This is a genomic window from Enterovibrio sp. QJM3NY_24 (genome assembly GCF_057786035.1).
In genome coordinates this window covers 1,585,793-1,606,829 of record NZ_CM173519.1, presented here as the reverse complement: position 1 = coordinate 1,606,829, position 21,037 = coordinate 1,585,793, and the positions used below count along the sequence as shown (strand labels likewise).

17 protein-coding genes are annotated in these 21,037 nt (G+C 47.6%); 7 read left to right on the top strand and 10 right to left on the bottom strand.

Annotation, left to right across the window (positions count from 1 at the left end; genetic code table 11):
- Positions 1 to 78: 78 nt before the first annotated feature.
- From kdsB to AC3CIC_RS07110, 5 genes are read right to left on the bottom strand one after another with little or no spacing between them, the layout of a single operon-like run.
- Complete coding sequence (kdsB, locus tag AC3CIC_RS07130; RefSeq protein WP_488515742.1) at positions 79 to 831, bottom strand: 3-deoxy-manno-octulosonate cytidylyltransferase; 753 nt, start codon at positions 829 to 831, stop codon at positions 79 to 81.
- Positions 828 to 1,010, bottom strand: coding sequence for a Trm112 family protein (locus AC3CIC_RS07125; protein WP_016962359.1), 183 nt, complete (start codon positions 1,008 to 1,010; stop codon positions 828 to 830). Before AC3CIC_RS07125 ends, kdsB begins: the two co-directional genes overlap by 4 nt.
- On the bottom strand, positions 991 to 2,022 hold the full coding sequence (lpxK, locus tag AC3CIC_RS07120) for a tetraacyldisaccharide 4'-kinase (RefSeq protein WP_394212927.1): 1,032 nt from the start codon (positions 2,020 to 2,022) through the stop codon (positions 991 to 993). The genes AC3CIC_RS07125 and lpxK overlap by 20 nt, the downstream gene beginning before the upstream one ends.
- A gap of 3 nt (positions 2,023 to 2,025) precedes the next feature.
- The gene (gene msbA, locus AC3CIC_RS07115) at positions 2,026 to 3,780 is read right to left on the bottom strand and encodes a lipid A ABC transporter ATP-binding protein/permease MsbA (RefSeq protein ID WP_488515741.1); all 1,755 of its coding nucleotides are present in this window, start codon (positions 3,778 to 3,780) and stop codon (positions 2,026 to 2,028) included.
- A gap of 35 nt (positions 3,781 to 3,815) precedes the next feature.
- The gene (locus AC3CIC_RS07110) at positions 3,816 to 6,137 is read right to left on the bottom strand and encodes a DNA internalization-related competence protein ComEC/Rec2 (RefSeq protein WP_488515740.1); all 2,322 of its coding nucleotides are present in this window, start codon (positions 6,135 to 6,137) and stop codon (positions 3,816 to 3,818) included.
- Positions 6,138 to 6,169: 32 nt separating this feature from the next.
- Between AC3CIC_RS07110 and AC3CIC_RS07105 the strand changes: the two genes are divergently transcribed.
- Entirely contained in the window at positions 6,170 to 6,727 is a 558-nt protein-coding gene (locus AC3CIC_RS07105) for a DUF2062 domain-containing protein (protein WP_394212920.1), read from the top strand.
- Between the two features lie 187 nt (positions 6,728 to 6,914).
- Here AC3CIC_RS07105 and lolE read toward each other — a convergent pair whose 3' ends face one another.
- From lolE to lolC, 3 genes are read right to left on the bottom strand one after another with little or no spacing between them, the layout of a single operon-like run.
- A complete protein-coding gene (gene lolE, locus AC3CIC_RS07100; RefSeq protein WP_488515739.1) occupies positions 6,915 to 8,159 on the bottom strand; it encodes a lipoprotein-releasing ABC transporter permease subunit LolE in 1,245 nt (414 codons plus the stop codon).
- A complete protein-coding gene (lolD, locus tag AC3CIC_RS07095; protein WP_016962366.1) occupies positions 8,156 to 8,860 on the bottom strand; it encodes a lipoprotein-releasing ABC transporter ATP-binding protein LolD in 705 nt (234 codons plus the stop codon). The genes lolE and lolD overlap by 4 nt, the downstream gene beginning before the upstream one ends.
- Entirely contained in the window at positions 8,853 to 10,049 is a 1,197-nt protein-coding gene (lolC, locus tag AC3CIC_RS07090) for a lipoprotein-releasing ABC transporter permease subunit LolC (protein WP_016962367.1), read from the bottom strand. The genes lolD and lolC overlap by 8 nt, the downstream gene beginning before the upstream one ends.
- Positions 10,050 to 10,390: 341 nt before the next feature.
- Here lolC and AC3CIC_RS07085 point away from each other — a divergent pair, with 341 nt between their 5' ends.
- The 6 genes from AC3CIC_RS07085 to AC3CIC_RS07060 all read left to right on the top strand — a co-directional run bounded on the left by AC3CIC_RS07085 (position 10,391) and on the right by AC3CIC_RS07060 (position 18,640).
- Positions 10,391 to 10,957 carry a PilZ domain-containing protein gene (locus AC3CIC_RS07085; RefSeq protein WP_016962368.1) on the top strand — a complete coding sequence of 189 codons (567 nt, stop codon included), beginning with the start codon at positions 10,391 to 10,393 and terminating at the stop codon, positions 10,955 to 10,957.
- A gap of 10 nt (positions 10,958 to 10,967) precedes the next feature.
- A complete protein-coding gene (gene mfd, locus AC3CIC_RS07080) occupies positions 10,968 to 14,432 on the top strand; it encodes a transcription-repair coupling factor (RefSeq protein WP_488515738.1) in 3,465 nt (1,154 codons plus the stop codon).
- Between the two features lie 36 nt (positions 14,433 to 14,468).
- A complete protein-coding gene (locus AC3CIC_RS07075) occupies positions 14,469 to 15,281 on the top strand; it encodes a peptidoglycan binding protein CsiV (protein WP_488515737.1) in 813 nt (270 codons plus the stop codon).
- 97 nt (positions 15,282 to 15,378) lie between these two features.
- Positions 15,379 to 15,741, top strand: a complete 363-nt coding sequence (locus AC3CIC_RS07070) for a GNAT family N-acetyltransferase (protein WP_488515736.1) — start codon at positions 15,379 to 15,381, stop codon at positions 15,739 to 15,741.
- 64 nt (positions 15,742 to 15,805) lie between these two features.
- Positions 15,806 to 15,958, top strand: coding sequence for a GNAT family N-acetyltransferase (locus tag AC3CIC_RS07065; RefSeq protein ID WP_488515930.1), 153 nt, complete (start codon positions 15,806 to 15,808; stop codon positions 15,956 to 15,958).
- 285 nt (positions 15,959 to 16,243) lie between these two features.
- Positions 16,244 to 18,640 carry a bifunctional diguanylate cyclase/phosphodiesterase gene (locus tag AC3CIC_RS07060; RefSeq protein WP_488515735.1) on the top strand — a complete coding sequence of 799 codons (2,397 nt, stop codon included), beginning with the start codon at positions 16,244 to 16,246 and terminating at the stop codon, positions 18,638 to 18,640.
- A gap of 41 nt (positions 18,641 to 18,681) precedes the next feature.
- On the opposite strand, the gene AC3CIC_RS07055 is transcribed toward AC3CIC_RS07060, so the two are convergent.
- Both AC3CIC_RS07055 and ycfP read right to left on the bottom strand, forming a co-directional pair.
- On the bottom strand, positions 18,682 to 19,974 hold the full coding sequence (locus AC3CIC_RS07055) for an NAD(P)/FAD-dependent oxidoreductase (RefSeq protein ID WP_016962373.1): 1,293 nt from the start codon (positions 19,972 to 19,974) through the stop codon (positions 18,682 to 18,684).
- Positions 19,975 to 20,367: 393 nt separating this feature from the next.
- Complete coding sequence (ycfP, locus tag AC3CIC_RS07050) at positions 20,368 to 20,910, bottom strand: alpha/beta hydrolase YcfP (RefSeq protein ID WP_017002949.1); 543 nt, start codon at positions 20,908 to 20,910, stop codon at positions 20,368 to 20,370.
- Between the last annotated feature and the right edge of the window lie 127 nt (positions 20,911 to 21,037).

The following is a 21,037-nucleotide window of genomic DNA, read 5'->3' as shown; positions in this document are numbered from 1 at the left end:
TTTCTTGTGGCTGGCGCGTTTTTACGTGTCACACGTTACCCGAAACCTGTTACCCGAAACCTCTGCTGCAGTCAGCCTCTAAAGGTTTGCAACGAACTCACGCACTGCTTCAAGATCTTCTGGCGTATCTACCCCTGCTGGCGGCACTTCAATCGCGACATCAACGTGGATTTTTTCGCCATACCAAAGTACACGCAGTTGCTCCAAACACTCAATGTGCTCAATCGGGCTCGGTGCCCAGTTGATGTAGGTGTTAATAAAGCCTGCACGATAACCGTAGATACCAATATGGCGTTTGAGATTATGGTGAATTTCAGCAGGCACTTTGGCGAAATTATCGCGATCCCATGGGATAGACGCACGGCTGAAATACAATGCATAGCCGTCTTTGTCCGTCACCACTTTCACCGCATTCGGATTGAACACGTCATCGGCGTGATCAATGTTCACGGCAAGTGTGGCCATCGGTGCTTCGCTTTTGGCAAGGTTCTCTGCAACCTGGCGAATCACGCTCGGCGGAATGAGTGGCTCATCGCCCTGAACATTGATAATGATCTCGTTCGCATCGAGATTGTATTTTTCAATAACTTCAGCAAGACGCTCAGTACCAGATTGGTGATCTTCACGGGTCATGCACACTTCTGCACCAAAGGCATTTGCAGCATCAACAATACGCTGATCATCGGTTGCGATAATCACTTTGTCGGCACCCGACTTCATGGCTTGCTCGTAAACCCATTGGATCATGGGTTTTCCGCCAATATCTACCAGCGGCTTTGCAGGTAAACGACTGGACGCATACCGAGCAGGGATCACCACGGTGAATTTCATTGCTTAACCTCGTCCGATGACATTTCACGCGCTTCCGTCGTTAGCATCACAGGAATGCCATCGCAGATCGGATACGCCAAACGGTCAAACTTACAAACCAACTCATTCTTTTCTTTGTTGTAGTTGAGCTTTCCCTTACACGCAGGGCAAGCGACGATTTCAAGCAGTCGGTGATCCATATCCATCCTTCACTTTCTTAATGGTATTTATTACGTTGGCAGTATCGTCCGCATTGAAACTCGCATCAACGGGCAAATACCACCAATTCTCAATTTCTGGGTGCTGTTGCAACATTGCGCGGCATTTGACGGCATCTTTTTCTGTCATCAGTAAATGCTCGCCTTTCTGCGCTAACGCCGCGAGTTGATCAAACTCAAAGGCTTTGTGGTCTGCGAACGGCTCACAATGAATAGGTGTCAGCCCTAGCTCGTTAAGCGTATTGAAAAATCGTTGAGGGTTACCAATACCTGCCATCGCCACCGCATTATTGATACTGCTGGCGACGATGCGTTGACCCGTTTTCAGGTTAACCAACTCGCAGGGGGCTAACGTCATGGCTATTTCACCAGACGATACCGAAGTGCCATTGCAAATGACAAAGTCTACCTCGTTTAGACGATCAGTTTGCTCTCGCAGTGGTCCAAGCGGCATGTAGTAACCATTGCCGAAGCGTCTCTCGCCATCGACAACCACAAACTCAATGTCTCGCGCCAATTTATAGTGTTGAAGCCCGTCATCAGTGATCACGATATCAACACCAAGAGGCAGCAGCGCTTTAACGGCATCACTACGAACAGGTGAAATTGCAACCGGTGCGCCAGTGCGTTGATAGATCAACACAGGCTCATCGCCGGCGATATCGGTGCTGGTTTTATCATTGAGCACTAATGGATAATGCGTTGCTTTGCCGCCATAGCCACGAGACACCACGCCCGGATTCATTCCCAAGGCTTTTAGTTGCTCCACCAGCCAAATAACAACAGGGGTTTTTCCATTGCCACCGACTGTGATGTTGCCCACCACGATGACAGGAACCGGGGCTTTATAAGCGCCATTGCTATCATCAAGAAATGCCTTGCGACGCTGACGAGCAATGGCACCAAACACCTTGCTCAGCGGCCACAGCAGTGGCGCGCCAATCCATCCTAGCGGGTGGTTTTCAAACCAAATTTTCTCTACCAAACCCGCCAAGCGTTAATCTCCAAACTGGATTCGGTATAGTTGCGCATAAGCACCGTCTTTTTCCATCAACGCGGTATGGTTACCGCGTTCAACAATTTCGCCTTCATCGACCACCAAAATTTCATCGGCGTTTTCAATGGTCGACAAACGGTGTGCAATGACCAATACGGTGCGATCTTTTTGCAGCTCGTCAAGGGCTGCCTGAATCGCGCGTTCAGATTCCGTATCCAGTGCTGAGGTCGCTTCATCGAGGATCAGTACAGGTGCATCGCGTAACAAGGCACGTGCAATCGCAATGCGCTGACGCTGACCACCAGATAAGCTCACCCCGTTTTCACCAATAACCGTATCAAAACCTTGTTCCATGTTTTGAATAAAATCACTCGCGTAAGCCAGCTCTGCGGCGCGTTCTATTTCTTCCCGCGTGTATTCGCCTGCTGCGGCATACGCGATATTATTGGCGATGCTATCGTTAAACAAGTGAACATTTTGAGAAACAATGGCTACCTGATCACGAAGGTTATTCAGGGTGTAATCCTCAATTCGCACGTTATCAATCGTGATATCGCCGCCATTAATATCATAAAAACGCGTCAGCAAATTGGCGATGGTACTTTTGCCTGAACCTGAGCGCCCAACTAGGGCTAAAGTTTTGCCGGCTTCCAGCTCAAAACTCACTTTGTTCAATGCTGGGGTATCTTTGGTTGGATAAGTAAACACCACATCTTTGACATGGATGTCCCCTTTCACACGTGCAACTTCATGGCTACCGTTGTCTTTCTCAGTTTCCATTTCCATCAATTCAAACAAGCTGTTACACGCCGCCATACCGCGTTGGAACTGTGATGTCACATTGGTCAGTGCCTTCAAAGGGCGCATCAAACCAAACATCGCACCAAACACCACTGCAAATGTACCCGCAGTCAGCTCTGAGCGAATAGCCTCAGTGTTTGCCAGCATGAGAACCACAACAAGCGCAAAAGAGGCGATAAGCTGGATAACAGGGTTAGCAATGGCCTGCGCTGACACCAACTTCATGGTTTGCTGACGCATACCATTACTGACATCTTCAAAGCGTGCTTTTTCAACTTCCTGACCGCCAAAGCTCAATACCACTTTGTGGCCTTTCAGCATTTGCTCTGCTGACGAGGTCACTGACCCCATGGCTTCTTGCATATTGGATGAAATTTTACGGAAGCGTTTTGATACAAAACCAATCGCCCACGCTACCACAGGTGCGATGACGAGTAAGATCGCCGAAAGTTCCCAGCTGTAGCAGAACATCAGGGTCATCAAACCAATGATTGACGCACCTTCACGAACAAGACTGACCAATGCGCCACTGGTGGCGTTAGCAACTTGTTCTGAGTCATAAGTGATGCGCGACAGCAATGCACCGGAAGATTCTTTATCGAAGAAGCTCACAGGCATCTTCATAAAATGGTTAAACATGCGACGGCGCATCACCATCACGACGTTACCGGACACCCAAGAAAGACCATAGGTGGAAACGAAACTGGATGCACCTCGTATGAGCATTAGGCCAACAAGATAAAAAGGCATCATCTTAAGGAAATCACCATCAACGCTGTCGTAGGTAAAGCCTTCATCGAGCAACGGCTTTATCATAGAGAGCATCAAGGTGTCACTTGCCGCGTTGATCACCAACGCGATAATGGCAACCACCAACCCTAGTTTGTAATTGGCAATATAGGGCCACAGTGCTTTGAACGTTTCCCGAGTGGTTTTATCTTGGTAATTTGACATTTTATTTGCTTATATTTCTGCAAGTAGCGGGCATTCTACTCTTTTCTTTTGGGTGCTCCAAACTTCTTACGGTACCAATATGGCTCCAGATCAAGACGATGACTAAGAACACGCCAACCCTTGCTGGAAAAACGCACACTCACCTGACCATGCTTACCTGTTTCGTACCACGCGATATTTCGCTGATGATAGCGGGCGACAACGTCAGGATTTGGCAAATTCCAGGGTGTATATCGCCCCGTCGAAGCAATAGCTGCGTTTGGGCGAACATGGTCAATGAATAATGCTGAAGAAGAGGTTTTGCTACCGTGGTGGGGAACGATGAGGACTTGAGCATCCAGGTCATCATTTTGCTCAACCAAATAGTCCTCACCTTTGGCCGGTAAATCTCCCGTCAACAAAACTGCGTTCTCCCCATCCGAGACACGAATAACACAGGAGTCGGGATTTCTCGCCTCATCGACAAGCATCAGTGGATACAACACGTCGAAATCCAGCCCTTTCCAACGCCATGTCTCTCCACGTTTACAAGGCAGAAACGCCGCGTTATTTTCACTGGCTCTCACCCATTGAGGGCCCATTTGAGCGATCACCCATTCAGCACCGCCCGCATGGTCATTATCACGGTGACTAAGAATAAGCCCCACCAACGCGCTTCCTCGGGATTGCAGAACGGAATAAACAACACTTTCTGCGATGCTGCTCGATGTCCATGCCGCGCCTGTGTCATACAGAATTGCCTCGCCGTCTTTTTCAATCAATACCGCCAAGCCATGACCAACATCAAGTACATCGACGCGCCAATCAGCATTGTTGTTAGTGCTTCTGCCCCATGTCAGCAGAATCATGGCGACAACGCCCAATAGGACCAAAGACCGTCTCACGTTAAACATCGTGACTAACGCAACAAAGAGAATAACAACCATCAACCACATACCTGACAGTCGCCCAATCTCCAGCCATCCCAAGGCGACAGTATCTAAAGCCAACAACAAAGGAGACAAAGAAAGGTCAGCCGCAGTCCATACCCAAGTGGCAGGCATAAACGGCGAAAGTATCAGCGCTATCAAAATAAGAGGAACAGTGACCAAGCTAACGAGAGGCACTGCGATCAGGTTGTAAACAATGGCAGTCATGCTTATGCCACCAAACCATGCCCACATAAACGGCAACATGCCTAGCGTGAGAAAAACCTGCATGCGCCACAGCAAAAGAAAATAGCGTTTAATCAACGCACACGATGTTGCTAACCCCCCGCCTTTGCTTCCATCGAGGTCCTCACCTGTCATATCTGTATCTTCACGTCTCTCGCCAGTCAGAGACATGATACAAAGCACAAACACTGCGCCAAAAGAAAGCCAAAAGCTGGCAGAAAAAATCGATAGCGGATCGGAAACTAATACCACCGTCAGCACAATCAAGAAGGTGTTAAAAGGACTGACGCTGAACCCGGTCTGACGAACCAGTGAAAAGGTCACTAGCGCAATCAATGCGCGCTGTGCCGTCATAGTAAAACCGGCCACCCATGCATATCCGAATGCACACAATAGCCCCACCAATGCGGCTAACCACAGCGCATTGTCACGACGACGGACTATCGGCAATAACAGCTTAGTGACCCTGTCACCAAAAAAGTACGCCAGTCCAATATGGAGGCCAGAAATAGCCAACAGGTGCGCAAGCCCTGTATCTCTGAGTTGTGTCCAATCAACGCGTTGAAGCAACGAGCGCTCACCAAATGCAAGTGCCACCAAATATCGCGACGACGGTAAATTCCCTAACTCAATTTGTATTTTTTCAAATAGCTGCTGCCGATATGAGGAAGTATCGTCTATGATCTGTGCGGTGAGCACGGTGCCTTTGGAATGAATGTGTCGAGACAAAAAATAGGTCTCTGCATCAAAGCCTGCTTCGTTCAAGCGTCCATACGGCTCTCGCAATCTTGCCGTGATTTCCCAGCGCTGTCCTTGCTTTACAGGTTCTTCACTTCGCCAGTAAAGTCGCACCCGAAACGTCTCAAAAGTGGTCAGTTTGCGTCCATTCACTGTGTCCACATCAAAGATTACACTTGTTTGCAATTTTTCAGCGGTAAAAAGGCTGCCAACTTTTCCTGCTATGGTAGTATTCTGAGCCACTGTCAGAGCGGAAATGGTTTTGTATTTAAACAGTGCCGCAGAGCTGGATGCCACTAGACAGCCAAGGGTGAGACCAATGAAAAACACGGAAACGTGCTTTCTTAGGGCGAGCAGAATGACAAGTAAAAAGAAAGAAGCCACCGCCAAGGTGCTGATTTCTGGAATGTCTGGCCACCATTTGAGCGTGACTATAGCCACCACGATACCGAGCAATACTTTCATGCTGGTATCGATTCCGTGTGAAAAGAATACCTATGCCAAGAAAAATATTTAAAAAGTTTCTTCCCAGACACGACGTGATTCGCAAACAAAAAGCGCTCGCGGTCTTTGGCAATCTGCTTTATGACCCGAACCTTTGGTGCTTGAATCGACGCTCGGCATCCGGTGCATTCGCCGTTGGCCTTTTTATGGCTTTTATTCCCCTTCCCAGCCAAATGATCATGGCGGCAGGTCTTGCCATCATGTTTGGGGTTAACTTGCCCCTGTCGATTGCGTTGGTTTGGATCACCAACCCCATCACCATGCCTGTGATTTTTTATGGCTCGTACAAGGTGGGAGCATGGTTGCTGGGAACACCCAATATTCATTTTCATTTTGAACTGACGTGGGATTTCCTGTTTAGTCAAATGAATCAGATTGGCCCTCCATTCCTGCTCGGTTGTTTAGTCTGTGGGATTTTCTTTGCCATCGTTGGTTACTTTGGTGTTCAAGGGCTTTGGCGTTATTCAGTCGTAAGAAGCTGGCAAAAACGCCGCTTGCGATTACCAAAAATTAAATCACTAAAGAGAAAGAGCCGAGACATACCTGAGTAACCTCACAGTCAATGAGCACTCAGCAGCAGATACAAAAATACCCCGCAATGGCGGGGTATTTTTTTAATTATTCATCGGCTGCGACAGATTAGACGCTGTTATATCTATTCTCTGTAACTTGATGATATATCAATGGGATATCATCGAAGTAATCAAAAGACTTGGTGCATAATCTATTCACTAAACACTATCTCGCACTCAATACCGATGCCGGTTGTAGTTTACAGGCACGTTGAGCCGGATACCACGTCGCCAAAAGACTCAACACCACCGCTGTCACAGACACCATCAACACATCGCTGTAATGCAGTTCAGTCGGCAAGAAGTCCACAAAGTAGATGTCGCCTGAGAGAAAGTCTTGCCCCGTTAAGCGTTCAATGCCGCCCACGATAGTGGTGAGATTAAGCGCAATCAAGCACCCTGCCACCGAGCCAATCAAGCTACCAAACAAACCAGACAGCAAGCCATGCCAGACGAAAATGGAGCGAATCAATCCATCTTTTGCGCCCATGGTACGCAACACAGCCACGTCTGCTGCGCGGTCTTTCACCGCCATCATGAGCGTCGAAACAATGTTAAAACAGGCGACGCCGATCACGAGCACCATGACCAGATACATAATGGCTCGCACCATTTGGATATCGCGATAAAGGAAGCCGTATTCCTGCGTCCAGTTTTTAAGGTACACATACTCTTTCAGCGTTTGGCCCACCTCACGCACAATGCTTCTGGCATCCAGAGGATCGCTCAGTTTCAACGCCACGCCAGATACCGCTTCACCCATGCCAAGGTATTGCTGTGCATCTTGAATTGGAATTAAGGCCAGCCCGTGATCGACCTGTCCTCCCAAGCTCAGAATCCCCGATACTTGGAGGCGAATGCGTTTTGGCGCTCGCAGCTTAAGCTCAGGGTCAGGAGAAGGCACCAGCGCGGTGAGCCAGTCGCCTTTTTTAACCTTCAACGCATCAGCAATGCCTTTACCCAGCACAACTGAATTATTTCCTGCCGTGAGTGACGCCCAACCATCCCCCAGTACATAGTCGCTAATACTGCTGACGCTGGCTTCTTGTGACGGATCGATTCCACGGAGCTGAACGGGCTTAAGGTTTACGCCTTTTTCCAACAGCGCAGTCAAGGTGACATAAGGCGCTCCCGCCACCACTCGTGGATTCGCAACGGCGGTTTCTTGCATTTCTTTCCATGCATTGACGGGTGTATTCACGCCCTCAAGTTGCGCATGTGGGATCACGGCTAACACACGATTATTCAGCTCGCGCTCAAAACCATTCATGGCTGACAGTCCAACAATGATCACCATCACGCCCACCGAGATACCAATCATGGAAGACACAGAGATAAATGACACCAGCTTGTTGCGGCGCTTCGCTTTACTGAATCGACGCCCAATAAACAGCGCTAAGGGTTCAATCATGGTGCGACGGCCTCTGGCTGTTGCTGCTCAACAAACTGACCATCCAACATCGATAACTGCCGGTCCATCTTGCTCGCCAGTTCCTTATCGTGCGTGACCACCAAGAATGCCGTATTAAATTCACGATTTAGCTGACGCATCAAATCATAAATATCTAACGCCGTTTTATGATCGAGATTGCCGGTCGGCTCATCAGCCAACACCAACGCAGGACGATTAACCACGGCGCGCGCAATCGCAACACGCTGGCGCTCACCGCCAGACAGTTCGGAAGGTCTGTGCTCTGCGCGATGCGCCATACTCACCGCTTCCAGAATCTCCAATGCACGGCGCTTTGCTTCCACCGGTTTTTCTCCGCCAATCATCAACGGCATCGCCACGTTTTCCAACGCGGTAAAATCCGCCAAAAGATGATGGAACTGGTAAATAAAACCGATATTACGGTTGCGCAGCGTGGCCTGCTCAGAGGCGCGCATTTTGATCAAATCTTTCCCATCAAAATGCACCGTACCTTCAGTCAAGGTATCCAGTGCACCCAATATGTGGAGCAAGGTGCTCTTACCTGAGCCAGACGCACCCACAATCGCTACCAGTTCGCCTTTATCAATCGAGAAAGACACACCTTTCAACACCTGAGTATTCAACTCGCCTTCTTGATAGGTTTTAACGACGTTTGAACAGGTTAACAATGCATTACTCATAGCGAAGCGCCTCAGCTGGACGAACAGAAGCCGCCTTAAATGACGGGAACAAAGTAGCAAGAAGACTGAGCACAATCGCGCCCAAGACAACAGATAGAATCTGTTCAGGTTTCACAACAACAGGCAGTGCTATGCCGTTACCTAGCAAGCTAACATTAAAAAGGTGCATAATTTCATTGATGTTGATGGCCAACAGCGTGCCGGACAGACCACCAAGCATGGCGCCAATCACACCACTGCTCGCCCCCTGTACCACGAAAAGCGCCACGATGTTTTTCTGGGTCATACCCTGTGTTTTCAATATGGCGACCTCAGATTGCTTTTCCATCACCACCATGATCAACGCAGAAATGATGTTAAATGCCGCCACCAAGATGATCAGGCTTAGCATTAAGCCCATCATGTTTTTTTCCATCTTCACCGCTTGGAATAACTCGCCGCGCAGTTCTCGCCAATCTGACCATTCATAACCCATGGTTTCTGCCACTTGCTTAAGAGTCGGCACGTCGAATGGGTCTGTGATGAAAAGACGAAGATCGGCGGGTTGTGAGCGAGGTAGGCGCATCAATCTCGCCACATCATTCAAGTTGGCAAACATAAGTTGACCGTCAACATCCGTTGCAGTGTCATAGATACCAGTGACAGTAAAATTTCGCTGAGAAGGGATACGCCCCACAGGCGTAAACTGGCTTGCACTTGTGATCATCACACGGACCTTATCGCCGACTGAAACGTCAAGCGAGCGCGCGGTTTTTCGCCCCAGCACAAGGTTATAACTGCCCGGAAGCAACTGATCAAATGAGCCTCGAACCATAAACTCTCGAATAGGTTCAGGACTACCAGGGTCAACACCCAACAAGCGTCCTGCTCCGATAGATACAGGGCTTTGCACCACCGCATCCGTGCTCACGATGGGCGCAGTATCAACCACACTCTCCCACTTAGCGATCGTATTAACATCCGGCGCTAATTCTGAGTCACCAGAAATAACCGCTTGAGGAATGACCCCCAAAATACGGTGTTTCAGTTGCCCTTCGAAGCCATTCATCACGGATAACACAGTGATCAACGCCATCACACCAATTGTGATACCTGCGGTCGACATGTACGACACAAACCGCCCAAACTTATCACCTGATCGCCCGCGCAGATAACGCAGACCAATAAACACCGATAACGGGTGAAACATAAATTGAATTCTCAACGAGTGATTCAGTCTGCTTGGTAGACACCCAAGTATAAACACCGCAGCAGACCGTTAAATTTCGAGTGTAATGAGTTGCAAGAATACCTTTTAGGTCAGCGGATTGCCACGAAACGCCGACTCACAATCAGCGGTTAGGCGCTTTTTCGGGCAAATCGTTCCATTCTTCTTAAACCTTTGACCCCATCCGCTCTTGCGAAACAAAACGAAAGCGGCATATACCCGATTTCTTCCCTCAAAACTGGAAACGGCGTTATTCGCGTAGAAACATGCATAATGGGTCAGTTTGGGTATAATCAACAGATTACAAAGCATTAGGATACATCATGAGTCAAGAGCAATACTTTTCCGTGCATGCGCACCTAAAAATCAATGTTGAAGAATTAGGTGACGGCGAGCAGGTGCCTTCAGAGGTAGAGTTTGGTCGTGAAATCCCCGTTGCGTTTCGTATCGCCAGCCAATGTGGCGACATTGACAGTAGCGTCGAAAAGGAAATTCACGCGCTACGCCATGATGATGGCCATGCACTGAGTAAATATCTTATTGCTCAGAATGAAAAAATTAATTTGCTCCTCGGTTTTATGCTGGCTCAGCAAGATAATCCAAAACTGCGCTATCAAACCGAAACCTTCGGTGCGAGCAGCCTGACTTTCATTGCAAAGAAAGCTTTTCAAAAAGGCCAACATATTCGCCTTAAGCTCTTTCTTGAGAACCCACCCTCAGCAATTTACTGTTACGGTAGCGTTTATGGCTGCAAAGAGAAAAATGGTAAATACGCCGTGGGCATGAAATACATTCGCCTTCAAGAAGAAGACAGAGATGTGCTGATACGTGCTGCATTGCATCAACAGCAGAAACTCCTCCGACAGCGCGCATTAGAACGAGATAATTAAGCCCCGACTCATGACAGACAACGCTTTATTTGATTTGCCTGCACCAACCAAAGCAGGTGACACACGTGTTATTGCCAATCTTCTTGGCGCTTCACTGCCTTTAACCATTGCCAATCTGGCTGACCAGCAGCATAGGTTCATGCTGCTCGTTGTACCAGATAACCAAACGGCCCTTAGATTACAGCCCGAAATCCAACAATTCACCGGGCAAGCGTGCCATGTGTTCCCCGATTGGGAAACGCTGCCTTATGACAATTTCTCGCCGCATCAAGACATTATTTCAGATCGTATCGCACGCCTTTATCAATTGTCCCAGCAAACCGCTGGCATATTGATTATTCCCGTTTCCACTTTGCTGCAACGCGTTATGCCACGCTCTTTCTTGGTTCAACATGCGCTCATGGTGAAAAAAGGCGATGTACTTTCTCTTGAGAAATTGCGCTATAAGCTCGAGCTTTCTGGCTATCGCCACGTTGACCAAGTAATCCAGCACGGCGAATATGCAAGCCGCGGTTCGATACTTGACCTGTTCCCGATGGGCTCAAACCAACCGTATCGTATCGATTTCTTTGATGATGAAATCGACACCATTCGAGAGTTCGATCCTGAGAATCAGCGTTCGACGCAAGAGCTTGAGCACATTAACTTACTTCCCGCTCACGAATTCCCAACCGATGACGACGCCGTTGAGCAATTCCGTGTGCGTTGGCGAGAGCGTTTTGAAGCGCGACGCGAACCCGAATCTATCTATCAACAAGTCAGCAAGAAAACATGGCCCGCAGGTATCGAATACTGGCAACCTTTGTTTTTTGAACAAACAGAAACGCTGTTTGATTATCTGCCTGACGATACGCTACTGCTCACCAAAGGTGACCTAGAAGCTGCAACAAAACAATTCCTGACCGACGCCGAGTATCGTTTCGATCAACGTCGCGTTGATCCGCTTCGCCCTTTGCTTCCGCCGATCGATATTTGGCAAAACGTTGAAGAATTGTTTGGTGCGTTTAAAGCCTACCCCCGTATCAAACTCGACATGGGTACAACAGAGCAAAAAGCTGGTCGGTTTAATGCCCCGGTAAAACTGCTGCCAGAACTGACCGTCAATCAGCAACTCAAAGAGCCATTGGGTACACTGCGTAAGTTCACAGAAGATTTCAAAGGCAAGATTGTGTTCTCAGTGGAAACGGAGGGACGCCGTGAAGCCATGCTGGATCTGCTCGCGCGGATCAAAGTTCGCCCACTGGTTTGTACAACATTAGACGAAGCGCTCAATGCGCCAACGTCTTACGCCATGATTGTCGGCCCTGCCGAAATAGGCTTTGTCGCTGAAAGTCCTGATTTTGCGCTGATTTGTGAAAGTAACCTGCTGGGTGAACGCGTCATTCAACAGCGTCGCCGTGGCGACAAAAAAACCACTACCAACAATGACACCATGATCCGAAATCTAGCAGAATTGCAGATCGGACAGCCAGTTGTTCACCTTGAACACGGTGTTGGGCGCTACTTAGGCTTACAAACACTCGAAGCGGGCGGCATTGAAACCGAATACGTCACGTTGGAATACCAGCAAAGCGCGAAACTTTACGTGCCTGTCGCTTCATTGCACCTGATCAGCCGCTACAGTGGTGGCGCAGAAGAAACCGCCCCACTGCATCGCCTTGGTGGCGAAGTATGGGAAAAAGCACGGAAAAAAGCAGCAGAGAAAGTCAGAGATGTCGCCGCAGAGCTTCTCGATGTTTATGCCAAGCGCGCGACCAAAGTCGGTTTTGCCTTTAAACATGATCGTGAAGCCTATTTAGATTTCTGTACCGGCTTCCCATTTGAAGAAACGCCCGATCAAACCCAAGCGATAAATGCTGTTTTATCAGACATGTGCCAACCTCTTGCCATGGATCGCTTAGTGTGTGGTGATGTCGGCTTTGGTAAAACCGAAGTCGCAATGCGTGCAACTTTTCTCGCCGTGAATAACGCCAAACAAGTCGCTATTCTCGTGCCGACTACCCTGCTCGCTCAGCAGCATTTTGAAAACTTCCGTGACCGCTTCGCTAACCAGCCCGTTCGTGTCGAAGTGCTTTCGCGCTTTAAATCCGCGAAAGAGCAAAAAGCGATCATGGCAGATTGTGCAGAAGGCAAAGTCGACATCCTGATCGGCACACACAAGCTCCTACAAAGTGATGTGAAATATAACGATCTGGGTTTACTGATTGTCGATGAAGAACATCGATTCGGTGTGCGTCAAAAAGAAAAAGTGAAAGCGATGCGCGCAGATGTCGATATCTTAACGCTCACCGCCACGCCAATCCCTCGCACCTTAAACATGGCCATGAGCGGCATGCGTGATTTGTCGATCATCGCCACACCACCGTCACGCCGACTGGCGATCAAAACCTTTGTTCGTGAGCGGGACAACGCCACGATCAGAGAATCGCTGCTTCGCGAAATCATGCGTGGTGGCCAAGTTTATTTCCTTCACAATGATGTCGACAGTATTGAAAAAACCGCCGACGAACTTGCAGAACTCGTACCAGAAGCACGCATTACCGTGGCACATGGCCAAATGCGTGAACGCGAACTCGAGCGCATCATGTCGGATTTCTACCACCAGCGTTTCAATGTATTGGTGTGTACCACCATCATCGAAACGGGTATTGACGTCCCGACAGCGAACACCATTTTGATGGATCGCGCAGACCGTTTAGGCCTCGCGCAGTTGCACCAATTGCGCGGGCGTGTCGGTCGTTCACACCATCAGGCCTATGCTTACCTGCTCACCCCGCATCCAAAACGCATGACGAAAGATGCTGTTAAGCGTCTAGAAGCCATTTCATCGTTGGAAGATTTGGGCGCAGGTTTCACCTTGGCAACCCATGATTTAGAAATTCGTGGGGCTGGTGAATTACTGGGTGAAGAACAAAGCGGACAAATTCACTCGGTAGGTTTCACGCTATACATGGAGATGCTGGAGCAAGCGGTAGAAGCACTCAAAGATGGCAAAGAACCGTCTTTAGAAGATTTACTGAACCAACAAACCGATGTTGAATTACGCCTACCTGCGTTACTACCCGACAGCTATATTCCTGATATCAATACCCGACTGTCGCTTTACAAGCGAATTGCAGGAACACGCTCTCAGGATGACGTTGAAGAATTGCGCGTTGAACTGATCGACCGTTTTGGTCTTCTACCGGATGCCGCATCGAACCTATTAAAGGTGCAGCAAATCAAACTAGATGCAGCGAAACTGGGTGTACGTAAGATAGATGCCCACGACAAAGGCGGTGTGATCGAGTTTAACCAAAACGCCCAAATTGATCCCGGCTTCCTAGTGGGTCTGTTACAATCGCACCCAACTCGATATCGCTTCGACGGACCTACCAAGCTCAAAATTGTCGAATCATTGACTGATCGCAGAGCACGGGTCGAGTTTGTCGAAACACTACTGATTCAATTTGCTGACAACCTATTGGTCGCCTGAGAACAGGCGACGAGATGCTATTAACGGAGTAATGCTTTGAAAAAGCTAATTTTCCTGCTGCTGTGCACCATTAGCTGGCCATCAATCGCAGAACGTTGGTTTGACGTTGAAGTGATTGTATTTAAACGCAACCAGAGCCCTGATAACGTTCAGGAAAACTGGCCGGATTCGCAACCTAACATCAATTTCTCTAATGCGGTTTCTGTGTTCGACTCGGCCACACTATCGGCAAGAGGGATCCAATTGCTGCCAAAGAGTGATTGGCAATTGAATGCGGAATACAACAGATTAGCCAATCATGCTGGTTTCAAACCTCTCTTGCATACCGCTTGGCGTCAGAATGACGGCAGCAAGAATGCCATGCCAAAGTTGCGTTTCACCGCAGGCAAAAACTATGGCAAGGAATACTACACTGATGGCACAGCCAAAGATGCGCCGCTAAACACCACTACTGGCTACGCGGGCGAAGAAAAACAAAGCGGCTCGATGTATGAGCTAGACGGTTTTATTCGTGTTTACGTTCAGCATTATCTGTTCATTGAAACCGACCTCGTGCTTCGCGAGCCTGGTGAGCGAAAAGTCCTGCAAGATGTCAGCGAAGTGGCTGCACCGCTAGCAAACCAGCCAGAAACTGAGTTGGACGGCATCATGACTGATGGCACTCAAATCACCGAAACGGGTGATGCCAGCCAATTCGCTGGCTTCCAGAAGCTTGAGCGTACTTATGCAATTGAAAAATATCTCAAGCCCTATTCCTTCGAACAAAAGCGCAGAATGCGCAGTGGTGAAATCCACTACCTTGATCACCCACTTATGGGGCTAATTATTCAAGTTACTCGCGCCGAATAAACACCGTTAACAACGCCCTCTCATGAGGGCGTTGTTTTAAAGCACCAATCTATACTGATCTATCTCTGCTTTAACTTGGACTCTCCATTGACCATAGATGACTGCGATATACACCATGCAAGCTAACTTGGAATTTCAAACAGAGCGCCTTCTTCTGCGTGCGCTAAATCGAATCGATGTCATTGCTTTGCGCGATGCGATTAGCCAATCTTCAGATACCGTGGGGCCTTGGCTTGATTGGTGCTATGAAGGGTTTGATGATTTAGATGCTGAAGCTTGGATAAACCGAAGCCGTCAAGGTTGGCTCACGGGCAGCAGCTTCGAACTGGCTGCATTTGAAATAGAGACAGGCACTTTCGTTGGTTGCATTTACATCTCGAGCATAGACAGCGTCGCGAACATGGCAAATTTAGGATATTGGATAGCAACCGCTTCTCAAGGTCCGAGGCTATGCACATGAAGCCTCTGAAATTGCTGCAACCCTCGCCTTTAGCCATTTGTTGTTAACCCGACTCGAACTCGTGATGGACCCTGCTAACCAAGCCAGTATCCGTATTGCAGAAAAGCTTGGTGCGACTTACGAATGCAAAGCAAGAAATCGTTACATGTATGACGGGTCGCCTAAAGAAGGCTTGGTGTATAGCTTGATACCCGAAGACATTTTGTGTTCTCACTAAATCTCATTTGCGCTTTAACCTTCTATCGTGCCAATCAACATATCCCCTTCTATTAATATCTAAGGATTCTCGGGCATTGCGCTTCATCGCAACTTCTCACTACAACGTCCAAAGCGTGATACATCGCCCCCTCCAGAATTATTTACAATGCACTGATTTATATAAATAAAAAATAGAAAAATAGAAAAGTGGAAAACGCTGTCACGTAACTGAAATCATATCTGAACGAAACTGTCACAGTGATTCTTATAATTGAGAGTATCAGCACCACTTGGTTCATGTTCGATGAAAAATATATTCTCTAAAAAGCTTCACTGGATCATCTGCGCTATCGGCACCGTTATCGCCATATGCAGTGGCATTTCAGTCAACTATCTTGAAGCCGAAAAACGTCAAAGTACGTTCAATACATTGATAGAGCAAAAGCTCAAAGTACTCGAGAAAGCGTTTTTCTCCTTTAATGAACTGCAGTTAACCGCACAGTTGTACTTCCAGAGCAGTGAAAGTCTAGATAAAGAAAAATTCCAGCAATTCCTTGCCAGCAGCACCCGAGAAGGGTCTGGCATTCATTCGGTTTTCTGGCTTCCGAAGGTGGCCAAGGTTTCCAGCTCCCAATTTGAAGACCAAGTGATAAACACAGAAGGCCAAAGTTACGTCGGGTACAAACTGTTCCCCCAAACCACCGACAATTGTTCATGGTCTCTGAACGATTTCACCTTCCCAGTGTTGTATGTTTCACCGCAAAATCAGGCAGAAAACTACATAGGTTGGCGAGCAGAATCTACGTGTCAATTTGCTTATGCGATGGAAAGAGCTTTCTTTCAGCGACGACCTGAAGCCAGTTTTTTTGTTCAGGACACGGGAAGCGGTGTTCGTCTTTTTTCCGCGGTAATGAACAACGAGAAACTACGTGGCTACCTTGTTACTTCCATCTACTTTGATTCATTCTTTGCCGCCATCTGGCCTGACTATAAGACACTGGATAATCTACATATTTCGGTGATGCCTCAATTTAGCGCTAAAGGTGACACATCTTCGCTTCTCTTTTCATCCGGCGATGAGTCAACATCATCTCCGGATCTTCATACCGAAACCGTGCGTCATTTGGTTAAAATCCCCGGCAGTGAAGAGGGACTTTGGATTGCCTTCGCACATACCAATCAGAACTTCATGGGGTATCGATACAGCATTATCATGACAGTACTTGGTATCCTATTAACGTTTGCGACGAGTGTTTGTGTATGGTCGTATTCCAGCCGACTTGAACTGGCAAATCGATTGGTTAAGGAGCAAACCAAAAAACTGCGTTTTCAGGCCTATCACGATAACCTCACTTCACTCAACAACAGACTCGCACTTGAAAAGAGACTCAAGCAGGAACAATTGCAGCTACAACTTGGTGAAAGTGACGGCTTTTCAATCCTTTTCATCGACCTTGATAGGTTCAAACAGGTGAACGACTCTCTTGGGCATCTTATCGGTGATAAGCTTTTGCAGGCGGTGGCAGAAAGAATTTATTTTGCAACGCCAGAAAAGCATCGCAGTTTCCGTTTTGGTGGGGACGAGTTTGTTGTTTGTTTAAGTGGCATCGTCGACCAAGAAAGCGCCCGTCGTTTCGCCAACACATACCGTGACGCGCTCGATCAGCCCTACATGATTGACGGACATAACATTCAGGTCGGTGCAAGTATCGGCATCTCAAGAATTACCGAATATCGATTTACCTTGTTGGACATTATTCAACAAGCGGATATCGCGATGTATCACGCGAAAGCAAGTGGTGAAGCTATCACCTTTTATAACGAAAAGATGCTCAAGCGCATTCAAACTCGTTTCAATATTGAACAAGAACTCTCTTATGCCATCGATAACAAACAGTTTTCTCTCGTCTTCCAGCCAATATGTAGAGGGGATAATGTCGCCCATTTTGAGGCACTACTTCGATGGAACCACCCAACGCTTGGCAATATCTCTCCGATGGATTTCATCTCAATTGCCGAAGACACTAACCAAATTCATGCGCTTGGTCGCTGGGTACTGAACAACGTTTGTGGCTTGTTGGCCCAATGGAAAAAAATCGCCGAAAATGATCACTTTCCAGGGATCACGGTGAACGTATCGCCAAAACAACTCAATGACCCTACATTTATTGGCTTCGTTAAGACATTGCTGGAAACACATGCGATACCCCATCAAAAGCTGGGCATTGAGATTACCGAATCCATATTGATGGAAGATGGAAAAACCACTGCTGCGTCGCTATCTGAGCTAAAACATATCGGAATACGCCTTTATCTTGACGACTTCGGCACTGGGTACTCGTCTCTCGCGGTGCTACAACAATATGCATTTGATGTACTGAAGATAGACAGGCACTTTATTACCAGCATCCACGGAGAAGAAGATAAATCATCCACCTTATGTGCCGCTATTATCCAGTTGTCGCGAGTATTGGGACTAGAGGTCGTTGCCGAAGGCGTTGAAACTGACGAACAGTTGACTTGGCTCAACGCGCAAGGCTGTGAGTATATCCAAGGCTACATTAAATCCAAACCATTGCCTGTTGAAAAATTATCCGCATGGCACTCAGCATGCCAAGCAATAGAACCTAGCAGTCTAAAAATCAGTCGCCCAACACACCCACGCTTAACATCGCTGAACCCAGCCAACAATCAGGTATAAAAAAAGCGGCTAATCAGCCGCTTAATATTCAATATTAGATTTTAGTGCAGTTTCAACGACGGTCGAAGCACGCGGTTAATTCGACTCACAACCATCATCAATCCGGTTTTTAACACCCCATGAAGCGCGATTTGATGCATGCGATATAGCGAAATGTATACCAGACGCGCAAGCCGCCCCTCAACCATCATTGAGCCACTAGTCAGGTTACCCATCAAGCTACCCACGGTAGAAAAACGACTGAGTGACACTAAAGACCCATGATCTTTGTAGATATAAGGTTTCAACTCACGGTCGGTGATTTTCGCTACGATGTTTGAGAAACAACGACTGGCCATCTGGTGCGCTGACTGAGCGCGCGGAGGCACCATGGTGCCATCAGCTTGCTCGCATGCTGCACAATCCCCTAACACGAAGATATCGTCGTCACGCGTAGTTTGCAGTGTAGGTTTCACCACTAACTGATTAATACGGTTAGTTTCAAGCCCTGCAATCTCTTTCAGAAAATCTGGCGCTTTAATGCCTGCTGCCCATACCATGATTTGCGCTGAGATCTTGTCGCCATCTTTGGTCGTCAAACCATCTTCTTCCGCTTTCACAACCATGGTCGCGGTGCGCACATTTACACCTAACTTGATCAATTCTTGCTGCGCTGCACCTGAAATCCGCGGTGGCAATGCAGGAAGAATGCGCTCGCCCGCCTCCACCAAGGTCACGTTCAGCTTAGAACTGTCTAAGTCTTTGAAGCCATAGTTGTGCAGTTCTTTAATCGCATTGTGAAGTTCTGCTGAGAGCTCAACACCCGTCGCGCCACCACCAACAATCGCGATATCCACAGAGCCATTGCCAGATTTTGCATGAAGTTTTAAGAACTCGTTGTTCATTTCATTTCGGAAACGACGTGCTTGTTCTGGACTGTCTAGGAAAATGCAGTGATCACGAACACCTTCCGTGTTGAAGTCATTGGATGTAGAGCCAATCGCCATCACAAGAATGTCATAACTTAACTCACGCTCAGGCATCAACAGTTCGCCATCTTCGTCATCGTGCAACGCTGCCAATTGAATGGTTTTATTGTCACGATCGATGTTAGCCAAACTGCCTAACTGAAAGTCAAAGTAATGGTTTCTCGCGTGTGCACGATAGCTGATCGCATCCACGCCTTCATCCAATGAACCAGTCGCTACTTCATGCAACAGAGGCTTCCATAAATGGCTTGCCTTACGATCAACAAGAGTGACCTTGGCGCGTCCCTTACGTCCAAGTGTGCGGCCTAGTTTGGTTGCCAATTCCAGGCCACCGGCACCGCCACCGACTACGATAATTTTGGTCACGATTACTTCCTCACCATGATTTTAATACGAAAAAATTGTGCTACATCCCGCGTTAGTGACGCGTGATGAAAGAAAAGGTGTATGTAGGAGGTGAGGTAAAATCTTGATCGCATGAGGTGGTGTGAGTAACAGATTTTTTATTCATTTTGGTTCTGTTCTCGCGCTATTTGTTTTTAGTGTTTTGCGCTCAACGTCACGATCAATAAGTCGAATCCATTATACAGATCACTTGATCTCAATCAATTTTTATATCTGTGAATGCATGCCAAATGCAGTGAAAACGTTCAATTCAGTTGGGATTAACGATGTTTGATAACGTGATGAAAACACAAAGGACATGAGCTGTAACAACTCAAGTCCTTTGTGTGAAGGTCCCAAAAGTAAACCTGAATATTAAGCTTGCTCTTTAAACGCTTTTATTGCCTGAAGATGATGAGAAATACTCTTGAATTTGTGCCCCTGCACTTCATCCCAAATAATTTCATAATATGGACTAAGTGTGGATTTGCTGCGTGAATTATCCAGTAACTCGTCGTTTGTCGATAAAACGACTAAACAACGACCTGCATTTTTAACACGGAAATCTTCAACACATTTTGTGCCGATATCAGCATACTCTTCGGGCCTATCAATTCGGCCTTCCATGTTCTCTTGTGGGAACAGGTTTGGGTTGAATATCACCTGCTTTAAACCAGTAAGAAAACCAATACGTTCAGACCAATAACCACCAAGACCCACGCCGCATATTATCGGATGCTTGTCGTCAGACAGTTCAATGTGCTTGCTGACTTCTTTGAGCAAATGCTGCATATCGTGTTTGGGATGAAGTGTGCTGTAGCTAATGAAACGAACATCTGGGTCAATGAACTGAAGTTGCATGACCTTTTCGTGGTTTCCTGGGCTTGTTGAATCAAAGCCATGAAGATAGATAATCACTGAAACTCCTTCTCACACTCGTATGGCAAACGCCAGTTTCTGCCTTGCTGATATCACAATCTATCACGCATTCACACACATTAGTTAAGGTTAAAGATCAAAGCCTCGAGAGGGTCAATAAATTCGT